At 65.2% G+C, this 18381-nt stretch carries 13 protein-coding genes; 5 read left to right on the top strand and 8 right to left on the bottom strand.

The window, feature by feature from the left end:
* Positions 1-33 precede the first annotated feature (33 nt).
* Complete coding sequence (locus tag ASE50_RS06795; protein WP_082438871.1) at positions 34-4128, bottom strand: cadherin domain-containing protein; 4095 nt, start codon at positions 4126-4128, stop codon at positions 34-36.
* Positions 4129-4524: 396 nt separating this feature from the next.
* Here ASE50_RS06795 and ASE50_RS06800 point away from each other — a divergent pair, with 396 nt between their 5' ends.
* Genes ASE50_RS06800 through ASE50_RS18205 form a run of 3 tightly spaced genes read left to right on the top strand, consistent with a single transcriptional unit; the run spans position 4525 to position 6716 of the window.
* Positions 4525-5748, top strand: coding sequence for a threonine synthase (locus tag ASE50_RS06800; protein WP_056397713.1), 1224 nt, complete (start codon positions 4525-4527; stop codon positions 5746-5748).
* Positions 5720-6244, top strand: a complete 525-nt coding sequence (locus ASE50_RS06805) for a hypothetical protein (protein WP_056397486.1) — start codon at positions 5720-5722, stop codon at positions 6242-6244. The genes ASE50_RS06800 and ASE50_RS06805 overlap by 29 nt, the downstream gene beginning before the upstream one ends.
* 7 nt (positions 6245-6251) lie before the next feature.
* Complete coding sequence (locus ASE50_RS18205; RefSeq protein WP_082438858.1) at positions 6252-6716, top strand: hypothetical protein; 465 nt, start codon at positions 6252-6254, stop codon at positions 6714-6716.
* A 682-nt stretch (positions 6717-7398) separates the two neighbouring features.
* Here ASE50_RS18205 and ASE50_RS06810 read toward each other — a convergent pair.
* From ASE50_RS06810 to ASE50_RS06820, 3 genes are all read right to left on the bottom strand, one after another.
* Positions 7399-8577 (bottom strand): replication initiator protein A, encoded by a 1179-nt coding sequence (locus ASE50_RS06810; protein WP_056397491.1) that lies wholly within the window; start codon positions 8575-8577, stop codon positions 7399-7401.
* Between the two features lie 100 nt (positions 8578-8677).
* Complete coding sequence (locus ASE50_RS06815) at positions 8678-9721, bottom strand: ParB/RepB/Spo0J family partition protein (protein WP_056397492.1); 1044 nt, start codon at positions 9719-9721, stop codon at positions 8678-8680.
* A 143-nt stretch (positions 9722-9864) separates the two neighbouring features.
* Entirely contained in the window at positions 9865-11061 is a 1197-nt protein-coding gene (locus ASE50_RS06820; protein ID WP_056397495.1) for an AAA family ATPase, read from the bottom strand.
* Positions 11062-11248: 187 nt separating this feature from the next.
* Between ASE50_RS06820 and ASE50_RS06825 the strand changes: the two genes are divergently transcribed.
* Positions 11249-11578: a hypothetical protein gene (locus tag ASE50_RS06825; protein ID WP_056397498.1), complete on the top strand. Its 330-nt coding sequence runs from the start codon at positions 11249-11251 to the stop codon at positions 11576-11578.
* 52 nt (positions 11579-11630) lie between these two features.
* Here the strand turns inward: ASE50_RS06825 and katG are convergent, their stop codons facing one another.
* The 3 genes from katG to ASE50_RS06840 form a co-directional block, all read right to left on the bottom strand.
* Positions 11631-13850, bottom strand: a complete 2220-nt coding sequence (gene katG, locus ASE50_RS06830) for a catalase/peroxidase HPI (RefSeq protein WP_056397500.1) — start codon at positions 13848-13850, stop codon at positions 11631-11633.
* 106 nt (positions 13851-13956) lie between these two features.
* Entirely contained in the window at positions 13957-15831 is a 1875-nt protein-coding gene (locus ASE50_RS06835) for a glycoside hydrolase family 2 protein (protein ID WP_082438859.1), read from the bottom strand.
* 193 nt (positions 15832-16024) lie between these two features.
* On the bottom strand, positions 16025-16870 hold the full coding sequence (locus tag ASE50_RS06840; RefSeq protein WP_056397503.1) for an exonuclease domain-containing protein: 846 nt from the start codon (positions 16868-16870) through the stop codon (positions 16025-16027).
* A 46-nt stretch (positions 16871-16916) separates the two neighbouring features.
* Here ASE50_RS06840 and ASE50_RS06845 point away from each other — a divergent pair, with 46 nt between their 5' ends.
* Positions 16917-17732 carry a DUF2306 domain-containing protein gene (locus ASE50_RS06845; protein ID WP_056397506.1) on the top strand — a complete coding sequence of 272 codons (816 nt, stop codon included), beginning with the start codon at positions 16917-16919 and terminating at the stop codon, positions 17730-17732.
* 7 nt (positions 17733-17739) lie between these two features.
* Here the strand turns inward: ASE50_RS06845 and ASE50_RS06850 are convergent, their stop codons facing one another.
* Entirely contained in the window at positions 17740-18342 is a 603-nt protein-coding gene (locus ASE50_RS06850) for a hypothetical protein (protein WP_056397510.1), read from the bottom strand.
* Positions 18343-18381: the final 39 nt, after the last annotated feature.

An 18381-nucleotide genomic window follows, 5' to 3' on the forward strand; every position in this document is an offset into this window, starting at 1 on the left:
GCCCCCGACGACGCTTCCTAGCCCAGCAATCCCTTACAGAAAGAAATCACCCGACGTCAGGACGTGATGTCCGAACAGCGCGATCGAGAAATCGGGCAGCTTGCCGAAGGTCGTACCCTCGACGATGGTATATTCCTTGCCCCCCGACATTTCGTAGCGATAGCGCAGCTGCCCACCGTCCGAGAACCGGCCATTCTCGCCGATCAGGGTGAAGGCCTGATCGCCGCGTGCGAAGATCGAGATGTTGGCGTCGATCGCCGACAGGTCGATCTTGTCCTCGCCGGCGCGGAAATCGGTGATGACGTCGCGCAGGCTGGCAGCGGTCAGGGTATCGCCGGTCCGTTCGAAACGGAACACGTCGCGCCCTGCCCCGCCGGTCATCACGTCGCGATCGTCGCCGCCGATCAGCAGGTCGTTGCCATTGCCGCCGTCGAGGACGTCCTTGCCATCGCCGCCGTTCAGCGTGTCGTTGCCGTCGCCGCCGTTCAGCGTGTCGTTGCCATAGTTGCCGATCAGCAGGTCGTTCCCGCCGAGACCGTTCAGCACGTCATGCCCCCAGCTGCCGTCGAGCGTGTCACCCTCGCCGGTGCCGTTCATCACGTCGTCGCGCAGCGTGCCGGTCTGGTTCAGTCCGGCAACGTCCTTCACCGTCACCGACAGCAGCTGCCGGTCGGTCACGCCATAGGCGTCGGTGGCGACGACGGTGACGTCGTAGATATTGTCGCGGTTCGCATCCTGCGCATTTTCATAATCGGGCGCGGTGTTGAACTTCAGGACACCGGTCGTCGCATCGATGCTGAACAACGCCCCCTCGCCGCCCGGCGCGATCGAATAGCGGACGACATCGCCGTCGCGGACGTCGGGATCGGTCGCGGTGACCGTGCCGACGGTCGTGCCGTTTTCGAGGACCGTGATCGAACCGCGATCACCGCCGCCCGCCGACGTGATCGTCGGACCGCCGGTCTGCTCCTTCACGTTGTTCACATAGACCCACAGCAACTGCCGCGACGTCGCGCCGAACGAGTCGGTGGCAACGACGTTCACGTCGTAGATGTTGTCATGGTTCGAATCGCGCGCGGTTTCGAAATCGGGCGCGGCCACGAACTTCAGCACACCGGTATTGGCGTCGATCGTGAACAGCGAACCCTCGCCGCCCGGCGCGATCGAATAGCGGATGACATCGCCGTCGCGCAGGTCGGGATCGGTTGCGGTGACCGTGCCGACCAGCGTCGTATTCTCGTTCAGCGCCATGCTGCCCCAGCTGCCGCCGCCCGACGAGGTGATGGTGGGACCGCCGGTCTGTTCGGTCACGTTCCTGACCGTGACATAGACCATCTGCTTGTCGACCATGCCGCGGGCATCGGTCGCGACGACGTTCACGTCATAGATGTTGTTGCGATCCGCATCCTGCGGGTTTTCGAAATCGGGAGCCTTGATGAAGCTGAGCGCGCCGGTCGTCGCGTCGATGGTGAACAACGCCCCTTCGCCACCGGCTTCGATCGAATAGCGGACCCGGTCGCCCTGCGCGATATTGGCGTCGGTGGCGGTGATGGTGGCGACCGCCATGCTGTTTTCGGCCATCGCCGGCAGCCACGCCGCATCGCCGCCGCCGAACGAGGTGATCGTCGGGCCGACATTGGCAGTCTGCGTCAACTTCACCGCATGGCTGCCGATCGCGCCGATGTCGATCGTCGCGATCTCGCCGACCAGCGATTCCAGCGTACCGCCCTCGACGGTGATCCAGTTGGTGCCCGGTGCCTTCAGGTCGATCACGACCTTGCCCTCGCCCGCCACGGTGAACGACAGGTCGCTGCCGTCGCCCGACAGCGTTTCGAGCGACGCGCGCATCGGCAGCTGGGTAATGTGGGTGACGTCATCGGCCTTCGCGCCCATCACGATCTCGAAGCTGCCGCCCTTGGTCGGCAGGAATACCTTGTCGTCGTTATAGGCGTACCAGCCCTTGACGCTCTGGATCACCTGCCCAGCCTTCTGACCGTCGACGTCGAGCGCGAACAGGCCGCTGCCCATCGACGACGATACCGACGCGGTGATGGTGTTGCCGACGACGCTGCTGACGATCTGCGCCTTGTCGAACGCGTTCACGCGGGCGGCAAGGTCGGCGAGCGTCACGAACTCGACGCCCTTGGCCGCTGCCGCCGCAATGAAATTGTCGAACATCGACCGGACATAGGGGCTGCCAGTCGTGCTGGGGTTGCCGTCATTGTCCAGCGCCCATGCGGTGGGGCCGTAATCGTGCCACGGCCAGACGATGACCGGCGCATCGGCGTTGCCGGTCAGCGTGGCCAGTTCCTTGGCCCATACCGCTTCGGCTTCGGCGACGGTCTTCTTCTGGAATTCCATCAGCGAGAAATCGAACGAGGTGTTCGGCGCGATATAGACCTGGTTCGACGTGGCGTTGGCCGGGTTCATATAGCCGATGGCGTTGGGATAGCCGGCACCGACGCCCGAATAGCCGCCCGACAGATATTGCGCGTACTTCAGGATTTCCTGCGACGTCGCGATCTGTTCGGGCGCGCCCGGCACCGCCGCGCCGCCGACCGACACGGTCCGGCCGAGATAGTCGCTCAGCTTCGCTTCCAGCTCGGCGCGGCTCTGGCCGAATTCGAACCTGATCTGTTCGTCGGTCAGCAGGTTGGTGTCGTGCGGATGGGTATAGCTGTGGGTGCCGATCTCGTTCCCCATGTCGATCAGCTGCTTGTAATAGGGCAGCGACACCGCCCAGTTCGTCGCCTGACCATTGGCCGGATCGTTGCCGATGTTGACGTAATAGCTGCCGACGAAATTATACTTCGCCTTCCACTCGGCAAGGATCGGGATCATCTTGTCATAGATGCCCGGCGCGCCCTCTTCGGGCTTCACTTCGTCGCGTTCCTGGCTCTGGTCCATGTCGGTGCGCGACGCGAACAGGCCGGTGTTGCGGGTCATCTGCAACCCGACCGACAGCCCGCCGCCATGCACCGAGTAATCGATCGCCTTTTGCAGCAGGTTGTCGTCGGCCATCACCGCTTCGGACGAAAAGATCACGTTGCGCCCGCCGGTCTGGGTCGCGATCGCCGCCGAATAGGTCTCGCCGTTCACGGTCGCGGTCGCGATCGTCTGCCCGGTGCCGCTCTCGCTCTTGAACGCGTTCCAGCCAATCTGCTTGTAGTCATGGACGACCTGTCCGTCGGCATAGCCGTCGAGCACAAGGCCGCTCGCATCGGTCGCCTTGATAGTCACGTCGGCCGGGAAGCCGCCGGTCACGCGGGTCACGTCGAACAACAGCTTCATGCGTGCATAGCTGTCGCCGGCCAGCGCATTGCCCGCCGCGTCGTTGGTCATGAACTCACCCGCCGCGATCAGGCCGATGCCATACTGCTTGGTCGCCTGTTCCAGCGTCTGCGCGATGGCATCGACCTTGGTCGCATCGACGTTGCGGAACGACGGGAAGATGATCGAGTCATATTTGGAAACGGTGGCGAGGCTGGTCAGATCGTCTTCGGTCAGGATGTCGAACGGAACGCCCGCCTGCATCGCCTGCGCCTGCACCGACATGAACAGCTGCGAATAGGCGGTCTTGCTGAAATAGGCGTTGGCGGTGCTTTCCGACCACACGATCGCGACGCGCTGCGCCGGGTCGGCGACGATGCCGGCGTCGTTGAAGACCGTGAAGGGCGGTGCCGAATAGCTGCCGGGCAGGAACGTCTGGTCGTTGACGTCGTACAGCGTGTCGATCGCCTGCGGGTTGCCGATCGCCGCCTTGTCGACGCGGAACTCGACGGTCGAGCGATCGCCCGACCACACCGCCTGCAGCGTCGCGACCGGGGCGGAGGCACCCGGCGCGCCGTGGTACAGCGCGACCGAGCCGTCGGCGTCGAAATTGACGCTGTATTCGGCCCCGCCGGCAAAGCCGAACACCTGATAGCCGGTTTGCGCATTGCGATCGGTATTCAGCCAGACCGTCGTGTTGATCCCGACCGTGCCCGGCACCTTCAGCGCGAAGGCGAAGGCATCGCCGTCGCTCTTGGCATAGATGGCATAGCCGTCCTCCAGCCCGCGATCGATGCGGTCCTGTGCGGTCCAATCGCCCAGATTGCCGTCCAACGTGATCGGGGTCGCGCTTGCCATCTTGTCCATCCCTGTATCGCCACCGATCGCTCACCATGATCCCCGGCGGCTCGGTGGCAGCGCGATTGGCATCTGATCGCGACATTCGCAAGCACTCACGCGTCGGGATCGCACTTCAACGCTCAACCATTCGTATCAGGGCGACACGGATCGTCCGGAACCGGGACAAGGTTCGGAAATTTACCAATATTCCGGTGCCGTTAACTATCGGCTATAGGGAATGACCTTCGCAATCACTCCGTTCGGTTTCATACAAAAGCGGACAAATACTCTCCGATACTCGAATCGGATGGCGAATCGGCGGCGTCGCCGGGTTCCTGTGGAAGAGATGCTTGCCGCAACCGGTTAACGGCCGAACGCATGGACCCGGACGGATCGGCCGCTACTATGCTGACCATGCACGATAATCTCACCGCACATCGCCCGACCTTCGTCACCCATCTCGAATGTTCGCTGACCGGGGAGCGGTATGACGCCGATACGCTCCACAATCTGTCGCGGGCCGGAAAGCCGTTACTGGTCCGTTACGATCTCGCGGCGGCCGGCGCGGCGCTGTCGCGTGACACGCTGGCGGCGCGCGATACCGATTTGTGGCGATGGCGCGAGTTGCTGCCGGTCCGCCATGCCGCGAACATTGTCAGCTTGGGCGAGATCGAGACGCCGCTGATCCCCATCCCCCGCACCGGCGGCGCGCGGGTGCTGGTCAAGGACGAGGGCCGCCTGCCGACCGGCAGTTTCAAGGCGCGCGGGCTGGTGATGGCGGTGGCGATGGCCAGGGAGCTGGGCGTACGCCGTATCGCCATGCCGACCAACGGCAATGCCGGCGCGGCGCTGGCCGCCTATGCCGCGCGCTGCGGGATCGAGACGATCGTCTTCTGCCCCGAAGACACGCCGGAGGTGAACGTCCGCGAGATCGCGGCGCAGGGCAGCCGGGTGTGGCGGGTCAACGGCCTGATCGACGATTGCGGCGCGATCGTCGCGAAGGGCGCTGCCGAGGGACGCTGGTTCGACTTCTCGACGCTGAAGGAGCCGTACCGGATCGAGGGCAAGAAGACGATGGGCCTCGAACTGGCCGCACAGCTTGGCTGGCGGTTGCCCGATGCGATCTTCTACCCGACCGGCGGCGGCACCGGCCTGATCGGCATGTGGAAAGCCTTTGACGAGTTGGAGGCGCTGGGCTGGATCGGGTCGGAACGGCCGCGCATGTATGCGGTGCAGGCCGCCGGCTGCGCACCGATCGTCCGAGCGTTCGAAGCGGGACAGGACCATGCCGATCGCTGGGAAGACGCCCACACCGTCGCCGCCGGCATCCGCGTCCCGCGCGCGGTCGGCGACTTCCTGATCCTGGGCGCGGTGCGGGCGTCGGGTGGCAAGGCACTGGCGGTGGGGGATCCGGCGATCCTGAAGGCCGTCGACGATTGTGCCCGCCACGACGGCCTGCTGCTGTGTCCCGAAGGCGGCGCGACGCTGGCCGCGTACCGGCAAGCGCTGCGCGATGGCGAGGTCGATGCCGAGGAGGAGGTCGTCCTGTTCAACTGTGCGACCGGGCTGAAATACCCCCTGCCCTCCGCCGATGCGATGCTCGACCGGCATGGGGCGATCGATTTCGATCGGTTATAGGCTGCCGCGACGCCGGCTGTTCAGGCTGGCGAGCGTCGCACGACGGTTCGTCGCGCCTGTCTGGCCGGCATGGCATGCGGACTGGGGCGTGCCGTCGCCGCTGTCGCGCTACACCTGTGTCCGTAGCGGCCTGTTCGTCGTTCGCCTGCTCGCCGAACAGGGCATCGTCGGCGTCCTGCGGTCGGGCGTCCCGCTTGCCGACGAACGGGAACCGGCGTCCGCGTCGTTCGGATTTCGCGCAGCCGGTGAATGGGAAAGCCATGCCTGGGTCGAGGCAGGTGGCTTCGTCATCGACATCACTGCCGACCAGTTCGGCGATGCGCCGGTGATCGTCCTCCCGGTGCATGACCGGCGCTATGCGGCGGGTGAAGGCCCCACTGCCCTGCCCGCGCCGGGGCCAAGGTCGGTTAAGGCCGTCGATATCGTTTGGCAGGCCTGGACGTGCAGGACAGGACGGGAACATTTCGCTTCCCTTTCGCCGGCGACCGACTCATAGAATCGACATGCCGATCCGCGCCGAAAATCGCTGGCTCTACCCGATCGACTGGACGCAATTGTCCGCGACGATCCGGTTCGACCGTGCCGGGGGCCGCTGCGAGCGATGTGGCCGGCCCCATCTGGCGCGGGTGCCGCATCTGGGCGATGGCCGCTGGTGGGATGCGGAGGGACGTTGCTGGCGGTCACCAAGCGGGCGGCGGATCGCCACCGTTCGGGTACCCCTCGCCCGCGTGCGCATGACCCGCGTGGTACTGGCCTGTGCCCATCTCGACCATGATCCCGGCAACAACGCTGCGGCGAACCTCGCCGCCTTGTGCCAGCGGTGCCATATCCTGCACGATGCGGCCGAACATCGCTGGCAACGCTGGTGGAATCGCTTTCGGTACAGGGCGTTGCGCGATCTGTACGAGCACCCTCCTCTTACCCGCAAACGGCTTGCCGCCAATCGATCTGCTACGCTCAAAACCTGAAATCAAACCATCGAAATAGTTAGACGGTTTATTGAAAGGTTAGCAGGTTAGGGGCGTGGAATCGGCTTCCGAATCGGCTCGCAACCACGAGTCGCGTGGGTGTCCGCGTTCCTGAAAGTTCGATGCTTCGTTCCCGATAGATCGACGCTCTCGTTCCCGATGTGTCGGCCCATCGTTCCCAAAGGGTCGAACCGCGTTCCCGGAGTGTCGACGGCTCCCCGATACCGCCCGGTCGACCGCCCCGATTGAATCAATTCGTCGATGGTGGCGGTGGGGGACGTTCAATTGGAGTGGGGATATTCCATTTCATACGCAATCGGCGGACCGGGGCATGTGCCGCACGACACTTCGGGAACGCGGGTGCGGGGTGGTCGATCGTTCGGGGACGGTTTGATGGATTCTTCGGGCTGACTGATGCCGGCATTGCTAGGCGGGATAGACATTCAGTTCGCTGGGCATAGGAATAGCGTTCGATCCCCGTTCGTCACTTCCGCGCAGGTGGGAATCCATATACGCTGACGGTTTGGTTGGATCCGGACGCTGGCGTATATGGACTCCCACCTGTGCGGGAATGACGAAATTCCGTAGCTACCGCTGAATGGCGCTTCGTCGTAGGGCGGCATGCGTTGAAAGGGCCGCAAAAAGACCGGGGGCAGGGCCCCGCCGCCACATCCCCGCGGCGTTACCGGCCGAGTTCATGCCGATGTTGTGCATCCCAACGCCGGACATAGCCGATAAACGCCGCCTGATAGCTGACCGGGGTCCGGGTGCTGTCGGCTTCGATCCACGTGCGGAATTCGGCGTGCAGCGTCTGGTAATCCCAGCCCGGACATTCATTGCGGAGCAGCGACAGCGTCTGCGACGTGATCTCGCCGTCAGTCGCCCGGTTCGCGAGGCCCCTGATCGACGCCCGGATCAGCGCGGCGGCATCGACCAGTTCCTCGGTTCGTTCGGGAGAGGGAGCCGGCGGGGCGACCGGTGTAGGGGCGGGGGGCGCGCCGACAACGGTGGTTCGCGCGGCACCACCTGCGCGACGGCGCATCCGCAGCAACGGCTCGCGCTTTTCGGCGGGTTGTTCGAGCGCCAGCGAATAGCCGGGGAGCTCGTTGCGTTCGACGATCTTCGCGATCTCGAATTTGAAGCGGCGATACTGGCCCTCGGCACCCGATTTTTCGAACAGGGTGGGCATCGAGATCGCGAAACCGGCTTCGCCGGCCCCGCCGGCATGTTTGCGCGCGACGCGGTACAGCCAGCGTTCGCGTCCGCCGGTCAGATCGAAATAAGCGCGGTCGATCGACAGCACGCCGCCGGTCATCATCACGCCTTCCCAGAACCAGTTCGACAGTTCGATCGTCATGCCGCGCGATCGTTCGGTCTTTTCATCGACCAGCTGGGTCCAGCCATCGAGCCAGCTGAACGTCGCCTCGCGCCGGTTCTCGGCACGGATATTGGTCTTGATCGTCGTCGCCACCAATCGGTCGAGCGCCTGCCCGAGCAGCTCATAGGCACGCCCGGTCGTCGGCCGTCCGATCGCGCGCAACAGGTCATAGGGCATCAAATGGAGCTTGCGCGGTACGTCGTTGACGCCGCGCCGTGCCATATCGGCCAGCACGCTGGCGCAGTAGATCAGGATGTCGGCGTCCCAGATCGTCGCCATACCGTAATCGGCATTGGCGGAGACATGGACCCACAGCTCCCCGTCGGGACTGCGATAGTCGATCGGCTTGAGCCGCTTAGTCTTCGCAAGGCTGAAGAACGGCCGCTCCATCATCTCGCGCTGATCGCGCAGCGGCATGTCGGCGAGATAAGGGAGGAACAGGTCGAACTGCTCGGGGATCTTTTCCGGATTCGGGCGGGTCATGGCTTCAGGTCCGCAGGCGGGTTTCCCCGGGGAAACTTCAGGGGAGAAGGGGCAGGGGGCGGGCGATGTTTCCCCGGGGAAACTTGAGGCCCCCGCCCGGTCACCGTTGCAGTCCGCGTCCGTCGGCGTCGAGCTCGATCAGCGCGCGACGGACCATTTCGACCATGTCGTCATGGCCGAGGCCCGATCCGGCATGCAGCCGCAGCGTCACCCCCTGCCGGTTGATCGTCTGCGCCGTCACCGCGACGCGGCCGTGCGGCGTGGTCCATACGAACCGGTCCTTCGCTTCCTGTCCGCGTTTCGGCGCGTCGATCAGCCGGCGCAGCACGTCGGCGGCGGGGATGGGGGGCAGCCCCTTCTCCCGGCGGTGCTGCTGCTCGCGCGCAAGGACCTTTGCCTCGCCGCCGATGACCGCCGCATCGGCGCGATCGTCGAGCGCCTGCGCCAGCGCATAGCCGCCCTTCAACTGCACATCGCCGGGCGAAGCGAAGGCGGCGACGATCGGGTCGGGCAGCGCCGCGACCCGCAGCATCTTCGACAGCCAGCCTTTCGACAATTTCAACCGGTCGGCCATGCGCGAGGCGTGGTTGCCATAATGGGTCTTGAGCGCGGCGGCATAGTTGCGCGCCCGTTCGAGGTCCGAAACATCGGCCCGCGCCCGGTTTTCAAGATCGGCGAGACGGAAGGCGGCTTCGTCGTCGAGCGTCGCAACCTGCGCCACGAACATCATGTCGGGATAGCTGTGCGCGCGCAGCCAAGAGATCGACCAGTGACGGCGGGTGCCGGCGATGACCTCATAGTCGTGCGCGGCGTCGCCCTCGACCCGGCGCACGACCGCGGGGACCTTCTGCCCACCCTCGGCGATGATCGAATCGATCAGTTCGCGGCAGCTCGCCTCGGTCAGATGCGCGTAGGAGCGGGCATTGCCCGGCCAGATACGGACGCGGGCCGGCTCGAGCAGTAGCTGGGTCACCTGACGAACCTCGCCCGAGGCGACGCGCGCGAGCGCCGATTCCCGGCCGAGCAGGGTCGTACCGCGTAGGCGATCGGAGCCGCGTTCGGGCGGGGCAGGGGGGGCGTCAGCGGCCTGCGGCGCTTCGTCGGAGAGCAGCGCGGCGAGGTAATCGGATTGCTTACGCGCCATGGGAATGGGCCTCGTGGATGGGGTGGTCTGTACCCAGCGCCGCATTGGCCTTCGCCAACGCGTCGGTCGGGCGTGGTGCCCGCCGGCCGGGCGGTTTGAGCCGGCTTGGCGCTTTCAGCGCCTTGCCGGCGCGCTGCGCGCTGTCAAACCGCCGCATACAGCACCTCTTCCCCCGCCGGCGCGATCCTGCCCCAACCCTGCCGCACCAATTGCTCGATCTGCCCCAATGCCTCGTCCAGATTGGCACGACAGCGTTTGTGCGTCTTGGGCGTGCCGATCGGCTTTTCGAGTTCGTAGACGGTCATCATCCGCATCGCCGCGTGGCTGATCTCCGCCGATTCGAGGATCGGAACGGGCAGGAGCGCCGGGCCGAAGCTCTGCTCCATGATCGCGCGGACCATCGCATGGCTCGGATCGTTGCCGTCGAACTTCGAACAGATCAGCCGGACGAAGCTGTAATTGACCTCGATCCCGGCGCTGCCCAGTTGCTGCAACACCTGATCCATCATCGACAGAAATTGAACCGTCGAACAGAAATCGGGCGTGGTCGCCGCGAGCGGCACCAGCAGCGCGTTCGCGGCCTGCATCACCGCCAGACTGATCGTGCCGAGCGCGGGCGGCGGATCGAGCAGGACGATGTCATAGTGTCGGGAAAGGTCGATAAGCCCTTGTTTTAGCTTCCGAAAACGCGCGGCAAGCACCGACTGCCCGTCCGATCCCGACGCCGCCAGTTCATATTCGACGTCGAACAGTTCGAGGTTCGACGGGATCAGGTCGACATTCGGCCACGACGTCGATTTGACCGCATAGGACAGGTCGTTCTGCGTCGGATCGATCGAGAGATAGGGGTAGAGCGTCTCTTCACGCGTGATGTTGAAATGCGGATTGAAGCCGAACAGTGTCGTGGTCGTCGCCTGACTGTCGCAATCGACGACCAGCACGCGATACCCCTGCACCGCAAAATAATGTGCAAGATGCGTGGTTACCGTCGATTTCCCGACACCGCCCTTGAAGTTCTGCACCGCGATGATCGCCGGCACGTCGAGCGGTGCGCGCGCGGGGGAGGCCCCAAGCACCTGCCGCATGTGCAGCAATTCCTCGACATTATAGCCGAGGCGGCGGCCGTTTTCGGCGGCAGGGGCGGGGGGCAGGCGGCCATCGTCTTCGGCCATGCGGATCCGGTTGGTCGAACAGCCGAGCAATTGCGCAGCCTCGGCGATACCGAAACGGACGGTGAGCGCCTTGCGGCTTTCGGGCAGGAACGCCTTGCGCCGCAGCCGTTCGATCATCCGCTCGCCGGCATCGGCAAGATCGCCGATCTGGGCGACGATTGCATTCATGTTTGGGTCCGATCCGCAGTTTGAAGCTTGTCGGAAGGTATATGCCACCACGTGCTTCAATCGAGCAAGTACAATCAGCGGAAAGTTCAGTGGCTGGTTTCGCTTCGCGCGATCTTGACCGGATCAGGCCGGTACTGAACAACAGGGCGCGCGTATCTGTACCGACCCCCGGAAGCGGAGATGCACGATGAAAACCATGACCTATGCGATAGCACCGGAACAGTTGATCCAGGCGATCAATCCGTGGCGCGTCTATCAGCAAGGTGCCCAGATCGGGTTCGTCAACATTCAGCTGGGCAGCACGCCTGCGCCCGAAGTCGAACAGCAGATATTGGACGATGTCGGGAGCTATGGCCGACAGATTGGACGGATCGGCGACGTGCTGGAAGCTGTGCTTAAGCATGTGCCGATGGAGAAGTTGAGCGTGCCGGAGGCGAATGCGATTGCGATCCTGACCGGGCAACTGGCCGCGGTGCGGCAGATCAAGCGTGGGCGGCGCATAGCGGTTCCGTCGTAACCGGCCAAAAAAAGGCGGGGAGCAGTTGCCTGCTCCCCGCCGATCCCAAGGCCTATGCGCGACCGAGGTCGAAACGGTCGGCCATCATCACCTTGGTCCATGCCGCCACGAAGTCCTGCACGAACTTCTCGCCGGCATCGTCGCACGCATAGACTTCGGCGATCGCCCGCAACTGCGAGTTCGAACCATAGACCAGATCGGTGCGCGACGCGGTCCACTTCTGCTCCTTGGTGTGGCGATCGGTGCCGACAAACTCCTGATCGCTGTCGTCGCTGACCTGCTTCCACGCCGTGCCCATGTCGAGCAGGTTGACGAAGAAGTCGTTGGTCAGCTGGCCCGGACGCGTGGTGAACACGCCGTGCTCCTTAGCCTTGCCGTGGTTCGCCCCCAGTACGCGCAGCCCGCCGACCAGCACCGCCATTTCGGGTGCCGACAGCCCCAGCAGCTGCGCCCGATCGACCATCAGTTCCTCGGTCGGAACGTTGAACTGCACCTGCAGATAGTTGCGGAACGCATCGGCCTTCGGCTCGAGCACGTCGAAGCTGTCGACATCGGTCCAGTCCTGCGTCGCGTCGGTCCGGCCCGGCGTGAAGGGAACGGCGACATGGTGCCCGGTCGGCGCGATCGCCTGTTCGACACCGACGACACCGCCCAGCACGATCAGGTCGGCGATCGACACGGTCGTGCCGCCCTTGCCGTCGAAATCGCCCTTGATGCCGTCATAGACACCCAGCACCTTGGCCAGCTGTTCCGGCTCGTTGACCTCCCAGTCCTTTTGCGGGGCGAGGCGGATGCGCGCACCATTGGCCCCGCCGCGCTTGTCCGACCCGCGATACGTCGAGGCCGATGCCCAGGCCGTCGTCACCAGTTCGGCGATCGACAGGCCCGATCCGGCGATGGCCTGCTTCAGCGTCGCAACGTCGCCTTCGTTCAGCGGCTCGCCGGTCAGCTTCGGGACCGGGTCCTGCCAGATCAGGTCTTCCTTGGGTACTTCCGGCCCGATCAGGCGGACGTTCGGACCCATGTCGCGGTGGGTCAGCTTGAACCATGCCCGCGCCCAGACATCGGCGAAATAATCAGGATTGGCACGGAATTTCTGACAGATCGCGTTATATGCCGGGTCGACCTTCAACGCCATATCGGCGGTCGACATCATCGTCGGCACCTTCTTGTCCGGGGTATGCGCAGCCGGGGCCAGCGTATCCTCGGGATTGCCGACCGGCTGCCACTGGTGCGCGCCCGCCGGGCTCTTGGTGAGTTCGTACTCGTGATCGAACAGCATGTCGAAATAGGTCATGTCCCATTTCGTCGGCGTCGGCGTCCATGCCCCTTCTAAGCCCGAGGTGATCGTGTGATCGCCCAGACCGGTCTCATGCGTCGATGCCCAGCCCAGACCCTGTGCGGCGATATCGGCACCCTCCGGCTCCTTGCCGACATGCTTGGGATCGCCCGCGCCATGCGCCTTGCCGAAGGTATGGCCGCCGGCGGTCAGCGCGACGGTTTCCTCGTCGTTCATGCCCATGCGGGCGAAGGTCTCGCGCATGTCGCGTGCCGATCCCTTGGGCATCGGGCAGCCGCCCGGACCCTCCGGATTGACATAGATCAGGCCGTGCTGGATCGCGGCCAGCGGGCTTTCGAGCGCGAGGCCGGCTTCCTCATCGATGCGGGTCTGGCCGAGCCATTCCTCCTCGGTGCCCCAATACACGTCCTTTTCCGGCTCGAACACATCCTCGCGTCCGCCGCCGAAGCCGAAGGTCGGGCCGCCCATCGATTCGATCGCGACATTGCCCGCCAGAATGAACAGGTCCGCCCAGCTCAGCTGGCGACCGTATTTCTGCTTGATCGGCCACAACAGGCGGCGCGCCTTGTCGAGATTGCCGTTGTCCGGCCATGAATTGAGCGGGGCGAACCGCTGCTGCCCCGCCGACGACCCGCCGCGCCCGTCGCCGGTGCGATAGGTGCCGGCCGAATGCCACGCCATGCGGATGAAGAAAGGGCCGTAATGGCCGTAATCGGCCGGCCACCATGGCTGGCTGTCGGTCATCAGCGCGGTCAGGTCGGCCTTCAGCGCAGCATAGTCGATGGCCTCGAATTCCTTGCGGTAGTCGAAGTCGTTGCCCATCGGGTTCCCGCTGACACCCTTTTGATGCAGGATGTCGATCGACAGTGCTTCGGGCCACCAGTCGCGGGCGGTATGTCCCAGCAGGCGGCGCATCGCCGCGGGCTGCTTCTTGGGATCGTTGATCGGGCTGCCTTCGGGTATGGCGTCCATCGGTACATTCCTCTCGACTGTATATGGCGGCAGGATGAACCAGCGGATCGGGTAAGGCTAACGACTTGAACCACTGCCATTGATCGATTTTACCGATCGATCGCGCCTATTTCGCGTCCTGCTCCGCCCGCTCCGTATAAAATCCCGCCAGCACGTCGAACGCCAGCTTGCGCTGTCCGGTTTCCGACACCAGCCCCTTGCGGTTATAGCCCTGCTGCCAACCGTTCTGGCGGCGCGGCGAGCGGAAATCCTTGAGCAGCCACGGCGACAGGCCGGTGAGCGTCGGGATCCGTGCCGCCATCGCCAGCGTCGCGCGGTAATAGTCGCGCTGATATTCTTCCGAGAACTTCTGCGGGGCCGGGCGGTCGTCGTGGAAACCGGCCTTGGCCCCCGCGCCGAACTCCGACAGGATCAGCGGCTTGTCGGTCGGCACCTGCCACGCGATCGCGGGCAGATCGGCCAGACGGTCGGGCGAATACCAGCCATTATAGGTGTTGACCCCCATCACATCGAGCCGCTGCGCCAACGGATCGTTGATCGTCATCAGCGGATGGCCGTCGCTGGTCGACCGGTCGGTCAGCAACGCCGCCCCCAGCAACCGCGTATCGTCGAGCCGCCGGACATCGTCGGCTAAAGCGCCCAGAAACGCGTTGCGCGCGGGCGAGTTGGGCGTTTCGTTGGCGATGCTCCAGATCGCGATCGACGCGCGGTTGCGGTCGCGCACGATATTGTCGGCCAGCATCGCGCGGGCCGTTTTGAGCGTCGCCGGATCGTCCCACGCGATCAGCCAATAGACCGGCACCTCGCTCCACACGAGCAGCCCCAGTTCGTCGGCAAGGCGCGTCGTCACCTCGCCATGCGGATAATGGGCGAGGCGGACGAAATTGGCGTGCAGCCCGTCCTTGGCTTCGGCCAGCAAGGCGCGCGCCGCCGCCGGCGTGATAGCCCGTGCCGGATTGTTGCCGAACTCTTCCTCATGCACGCTGATCCCGCGCAGGAAAACCGGACGGCCGTTGAGCAAAATCTGCGCCCCGCGCCGCTCGATGGTGCGGAAACCGATCCGGTCGCGCCAGCGATCCTCGCCCGCCTCGACGCTCACGTCATAGAGTTGCGGCGTCTCGGGCGACCAGCGGCGCAGGGCCTTGGGCGCGGCGGTCTCGCCATGCCAGCGACCTTCGCCATCGGTGCGGCTCGACAGCGTGACCCCGAGCGCGGGAATGGTCAGGCGTAGCAGGGCGTTGGCGGCGGTGGTGCCGTTCAGCTTCACGTCGATCGCGAGTCGGCCAGTGCGGGTCAGCCGGACCCAGGCATCGTCGACGAAGGTCGCGGGCGTTTCGATCAGGCGGATGTCGCGGGTGATGCCGCCATAATTCTCCCAATCGGTGACCGGCGGCGGCACGCTGCTGGCATCGACTGCCGAATCGACCGCGACGGTGATCTGGTTGTCGCCGCTACGGACGCGGTCGGTGACCTCGATCGCGAAGGGGGTGAAGCCGCCCTCATGTTCGCCGACGAACTGGCCGTTCAGGAATACGCGCGCGCGGTAATTGACCGCACCGAACCGCAGGAAGCGGCGCTTGCCGGCAGTCGGCTGTGCGCTGAAATGGCGTTGGTACCATAACAGCCCCTGATAATGGCGCATCTCCGCTGCATGGGTCATCCATCCGCCGGGCAGCGTCGCGATCGGCGCGGCGGCCATGTCATATTCGAACAGCGCCTGCTGGTTGCGGCGCAGTTCGGCGGGCACGTCGGTTTCGGCCCAACGGCGTTCGGTGACGTTCGCATCCTCGCCATGGAAACCGCGCATGCCCGCGCGGTACGGATCGATCGAATAATGCCATTGTCCGGTCAGGTCGGTGGCCGGACGCAGGTCGCCCGCGACCATCGCGACCGGCACCGGCGGTGTCTGGGCAAGCGCCGGACGGGCGGGAAGCAGGAGCGCGAACGCGCCGAGCAATGCGAGCGGAAGGCGGGCGATCATCGCTGCATCATTGCCGGTGGGGGGATGGGGGACAAGGGGTTAGGCGGAGGTATCGGCACCGTTAGAATGTCGGCAAGATGACTCCCCTCCCTGACAAGGGAGGGGCTGGGGGTGGGTCGGGTTGCGAGGGACGGTCACGTCCGCCAACGGGCCGACCCACCCCCGATCCCTCCCTTTCAGGGAGGGGAGAGGCTCAATCCACGACCGCCAACCGCGCCAGCAGCACATCCTCCTCGACGATCTCGATCGCAGCCCCCGCCCGGTTCAATTCCTCGGCGCGGCGATAATCGGCATGGGCGTGGACGAACCGGCCAAAGGTCTGGGCATTGCCGATCACCAACAGCGTCGTGGTCGTACCGACCCCGGCGGCGATCCGCGCGCCGAGGGCCGCGAGCCGATGGGCGAGCGGACCGTCGCGGGTCGCTCCGATCAGGGCGACACGCTGCCCCTTCAACGGGCCGTCACCGGCCGCCTTGGGCGCGGAACCCCGTTTGGGCGCGGGCGCGAACAGGGAGGCGAGGTCGTGGCCGGTATGTGCCATGGCCCGCAGCACGACCATGCCCGCCGCCCGCGCGTCGCTCAGCGCATCGTGGTGCTTGTGGCGCAGTTTCAGGAATTTGGTCAGGATGTTCAGCCGGTGGCTGGGCAATTCGGGCCATGCGCGGCGGGCGACGCCGACGCTGTCGAGCCAGCGCGTCTCGATCGGGGGCAGGCCGTGCTGCACACAGGCGGCGGCCAGCGCGCTCTTGTCGAACGACGAATGGGCGACCGTCACCCGTCCGGTCAGATAGCCGTCGACCGTCGCATGGATATCGGCGAAATTGGGTTTGCCATGGACATGGTCGCTGGTGATGCCGTGGATGCGGACGTTCGACGGGAAAAATTCGTCGCAGGGATCGAGCAGCGTTTCATAGGCGAAGACTTCACGGCCGTCCCGAAAGCCGACGATGCCGATCTGGCAGATGCTGCTGACGCGCGAACAGGCGGTTTCGACATCGATGACGACGAAATCGACGGGCGGAACGGAAGGTACGAACACCGCGTCGCCATAGCATGACCATCCGGGCCAGCGTAAGGGTGCGGCGATGGGGACGACGGGGCAATACGCGGTACGATGGGCGGCGACGCTGCTGGTCGTGGTGACATGGATCAGCGCGGCACTGTTCGGCGCGTATATCGTCGCGTTCTTCGGCGGGGCGGCGCTGCGCGGCGATCCTGAACAATGGAACGCGTCGCTGCCCGCGCTCTTCGACCGTGCGGGACCGGTCGGGACGGTGGCGATCGGCGCGCATTTCGTCGCGGGCGGCGTGTTGTTGCTGCTCGGCCCGATCCAGCTGATCGGACGCCTGCGGGCGGCGTGGCCGGCGCTGCATCGGTGGCTGGGCCGCGTCTATGTCGTCGCGGCGGCGGTGACCGGGGCAGGGGGGCTGGGCTTCATCGCCACGCGCGGCACGATCGGCGGGACCGTGATGGATACCGGCTTCGGCCTGTACGGCCTGCTGGTCGTCGGCGCGGCGGTGCTGGCGTGGCAGCGGGCGTGGAGCGGACGGATCGCGGCGCACCGGGCATGGGCGATCCGCCTGTTCGCGCTGGTGATCGGATCCTGGCTGTACCGGATGGAATATGGCCTGTGGTTCCTGACCATGGGCAAGGCGGGACATGCCAGCGATTTCCATGGCCCGTTCGACGCGGTGATGGCGTTCGCCTTCTACCTGCCCAATCTGCTGGTCGCCGAACTGTTCATCCGCGCGCGACGTCGCCCGGCGCACGCGGCGCTGGCGATCGGCGCGGTCGTGGCGCTCATTGCCGCCAGCCTGTTCATCGTGCTGGCGACCTGGGTGTTCGTCACCCGCTTCTGGGGGCCGGGTTTCGTCAGCGGGGTGACCGGCACGCCGCTGTGACGCGCGATCAGTCGACCGGCGTGATCCGCGCTTCGAAAAAGGCCCAGTTGCCGTCGCGGTCCCAGAATTTCTCGCCGGTGGCCCATGCCGACTGGATCGAGGCGAAGTCGCGCATCACAAACAGGATGGTTTCGCGATGCCCTTCCGAAATGGTCATCACCTGCTTGTTCGCCGCCTGCACCTCGAACTCGGGATCGCCCGGCGGAAAATCATAGCAGTGGAGATCGACCTCGATCAGCATCGTCGCCGCTGGCGGGTCGACCAGCCGGATCAGCACCTGCGGCCGTTCGACCGAATAGGACGAGGGCATGTCCTTCTGAAAGATCAGGTCGAAGGCGGCATACATATAGCTGCCATCAGCGAACTGCCCCATGCCGACCGAACTGGGGCTGACATATTCGACCCAGCCCTTGCCGGGCACGATCGGCTGATCGGGACGCAGCGTCAGCCACGGCGTGTCGAGTTTATAGGGTTTCCGCGTGCCGAGCAGCGCGGCGATCCGCGCCGCGCGCGTGTCGCGCATTTGCGCGAGGCGGGCGGGATCGATCCGCATCCGCGCCGGATCGAACCGCTTGCGGGTGAAGGTACGCAACAGCCTGGCATCCGGCATGGTGGCTTTCCCCTGGTCGCCGGCATGGGGGCGGCGGCC

It is taken from the genome of Sphingomonas sp. Leaf5, from assembly GCF_001421155.1.
In the GTDB taxonomy this organism is placed as follows: Bacteria; Pseudomonadota; Alphaproteobacteria; order Sphingomonadales; family Sphingomonadaceae; genus Sphingomonas.

What these genes read in the sequence shown, in the direction of transcription:
- ASE50_RS06795 (WP_082438871.1), bottom strand. Translation starts at nt 4,128, where the DNA reads ATGGCAAGCGCGACCCCGATCACGTTGGACGGCAATCTGGGCGATTGG.
- ASE50_RS06800 (WP_056397713.1), top strand. Translation starts at nt 4,525, where the DNA reads ATGCACGATAATCTCACCGCACATCGCCCGACCTTCGTCACCCATCTC.
- ASE50_RS06805 (WP_056397486.1), top strand. Translation starts at nt 5,720, where the DNA reads ATGGGGCGATCGATTTCGATCGGTTATAGGCTGCCGCGACGCCGGCTG.
- ASE50_RS18205 (WP_082438858.1), top strand. Translation starts at nt 6,252, where the DNA reads ATGCCGATCCGCGCCGAAAATCGCTGGCTCTACCCGATCGACTGGACG.
- ASE50_RS06810 (WP_056397491.1), bottom strand. Translation starts at nt 8,577, where the DNA reads ATGACCCGCCCGAATCCGGAAAAGATCCCCGAGCAGTTCGACCTGTTC.
- ASE50_RS06815 (WP_056397492.1), bottom strand. Translation starts at nt 9,721, where the DNA reads ATGGCGCGTAAGCAATCCGATTACCTCGCCGCGCTGCTCTCCGACGAA.
- ASE50_RS06820 (WP_056397495.1), bottom strand. Translation starts at nt 11,061, where the DNA reads ATGAATGCAATCGTCGCCCAGATCGGCGATCTTGCCGATGCCGGCGAG.
- ASE50_RS06825 (WP_056397498.1), top strand. Translation starts at nt 11,249, where the DNA reads ATGAAAACCATGACCTATGCGATAGCACCGGAACAGTTGATCCAGGCG.
- katG (WP_056397500.1), bottom strand. Translation starts at nt 13,850, where the DNA reads ATGGACGCCATACCCGAAGGCAGCCCGATCAACGATCCCAAGAAGCAG.
- ASE50_RS06835 (WP_082438859.1), bottom strand. Translation starts at nt 15,831, where the DNA reads ATGATCGCCCGCCTTCCGCTCGCATTGCTCGGCGCGTTCGCGCTCCTG.
- ASE50_RS06845 (WP_056397506.1), top strand. Translation starts at nt 16,917, where the DNA reads ATGGGGACGACGGGGCAATACGCGGTACGATGGGCGGCGACGCTGCTG.
- ASE50_RS06850 (WP_056397510.1), bottom strand. Translation starts at nt 18,342, where the DNA reads ATGCCGGATGCCAGGCTGTTGCGTACCTTCACCCGCAAGCGGTTCGAT.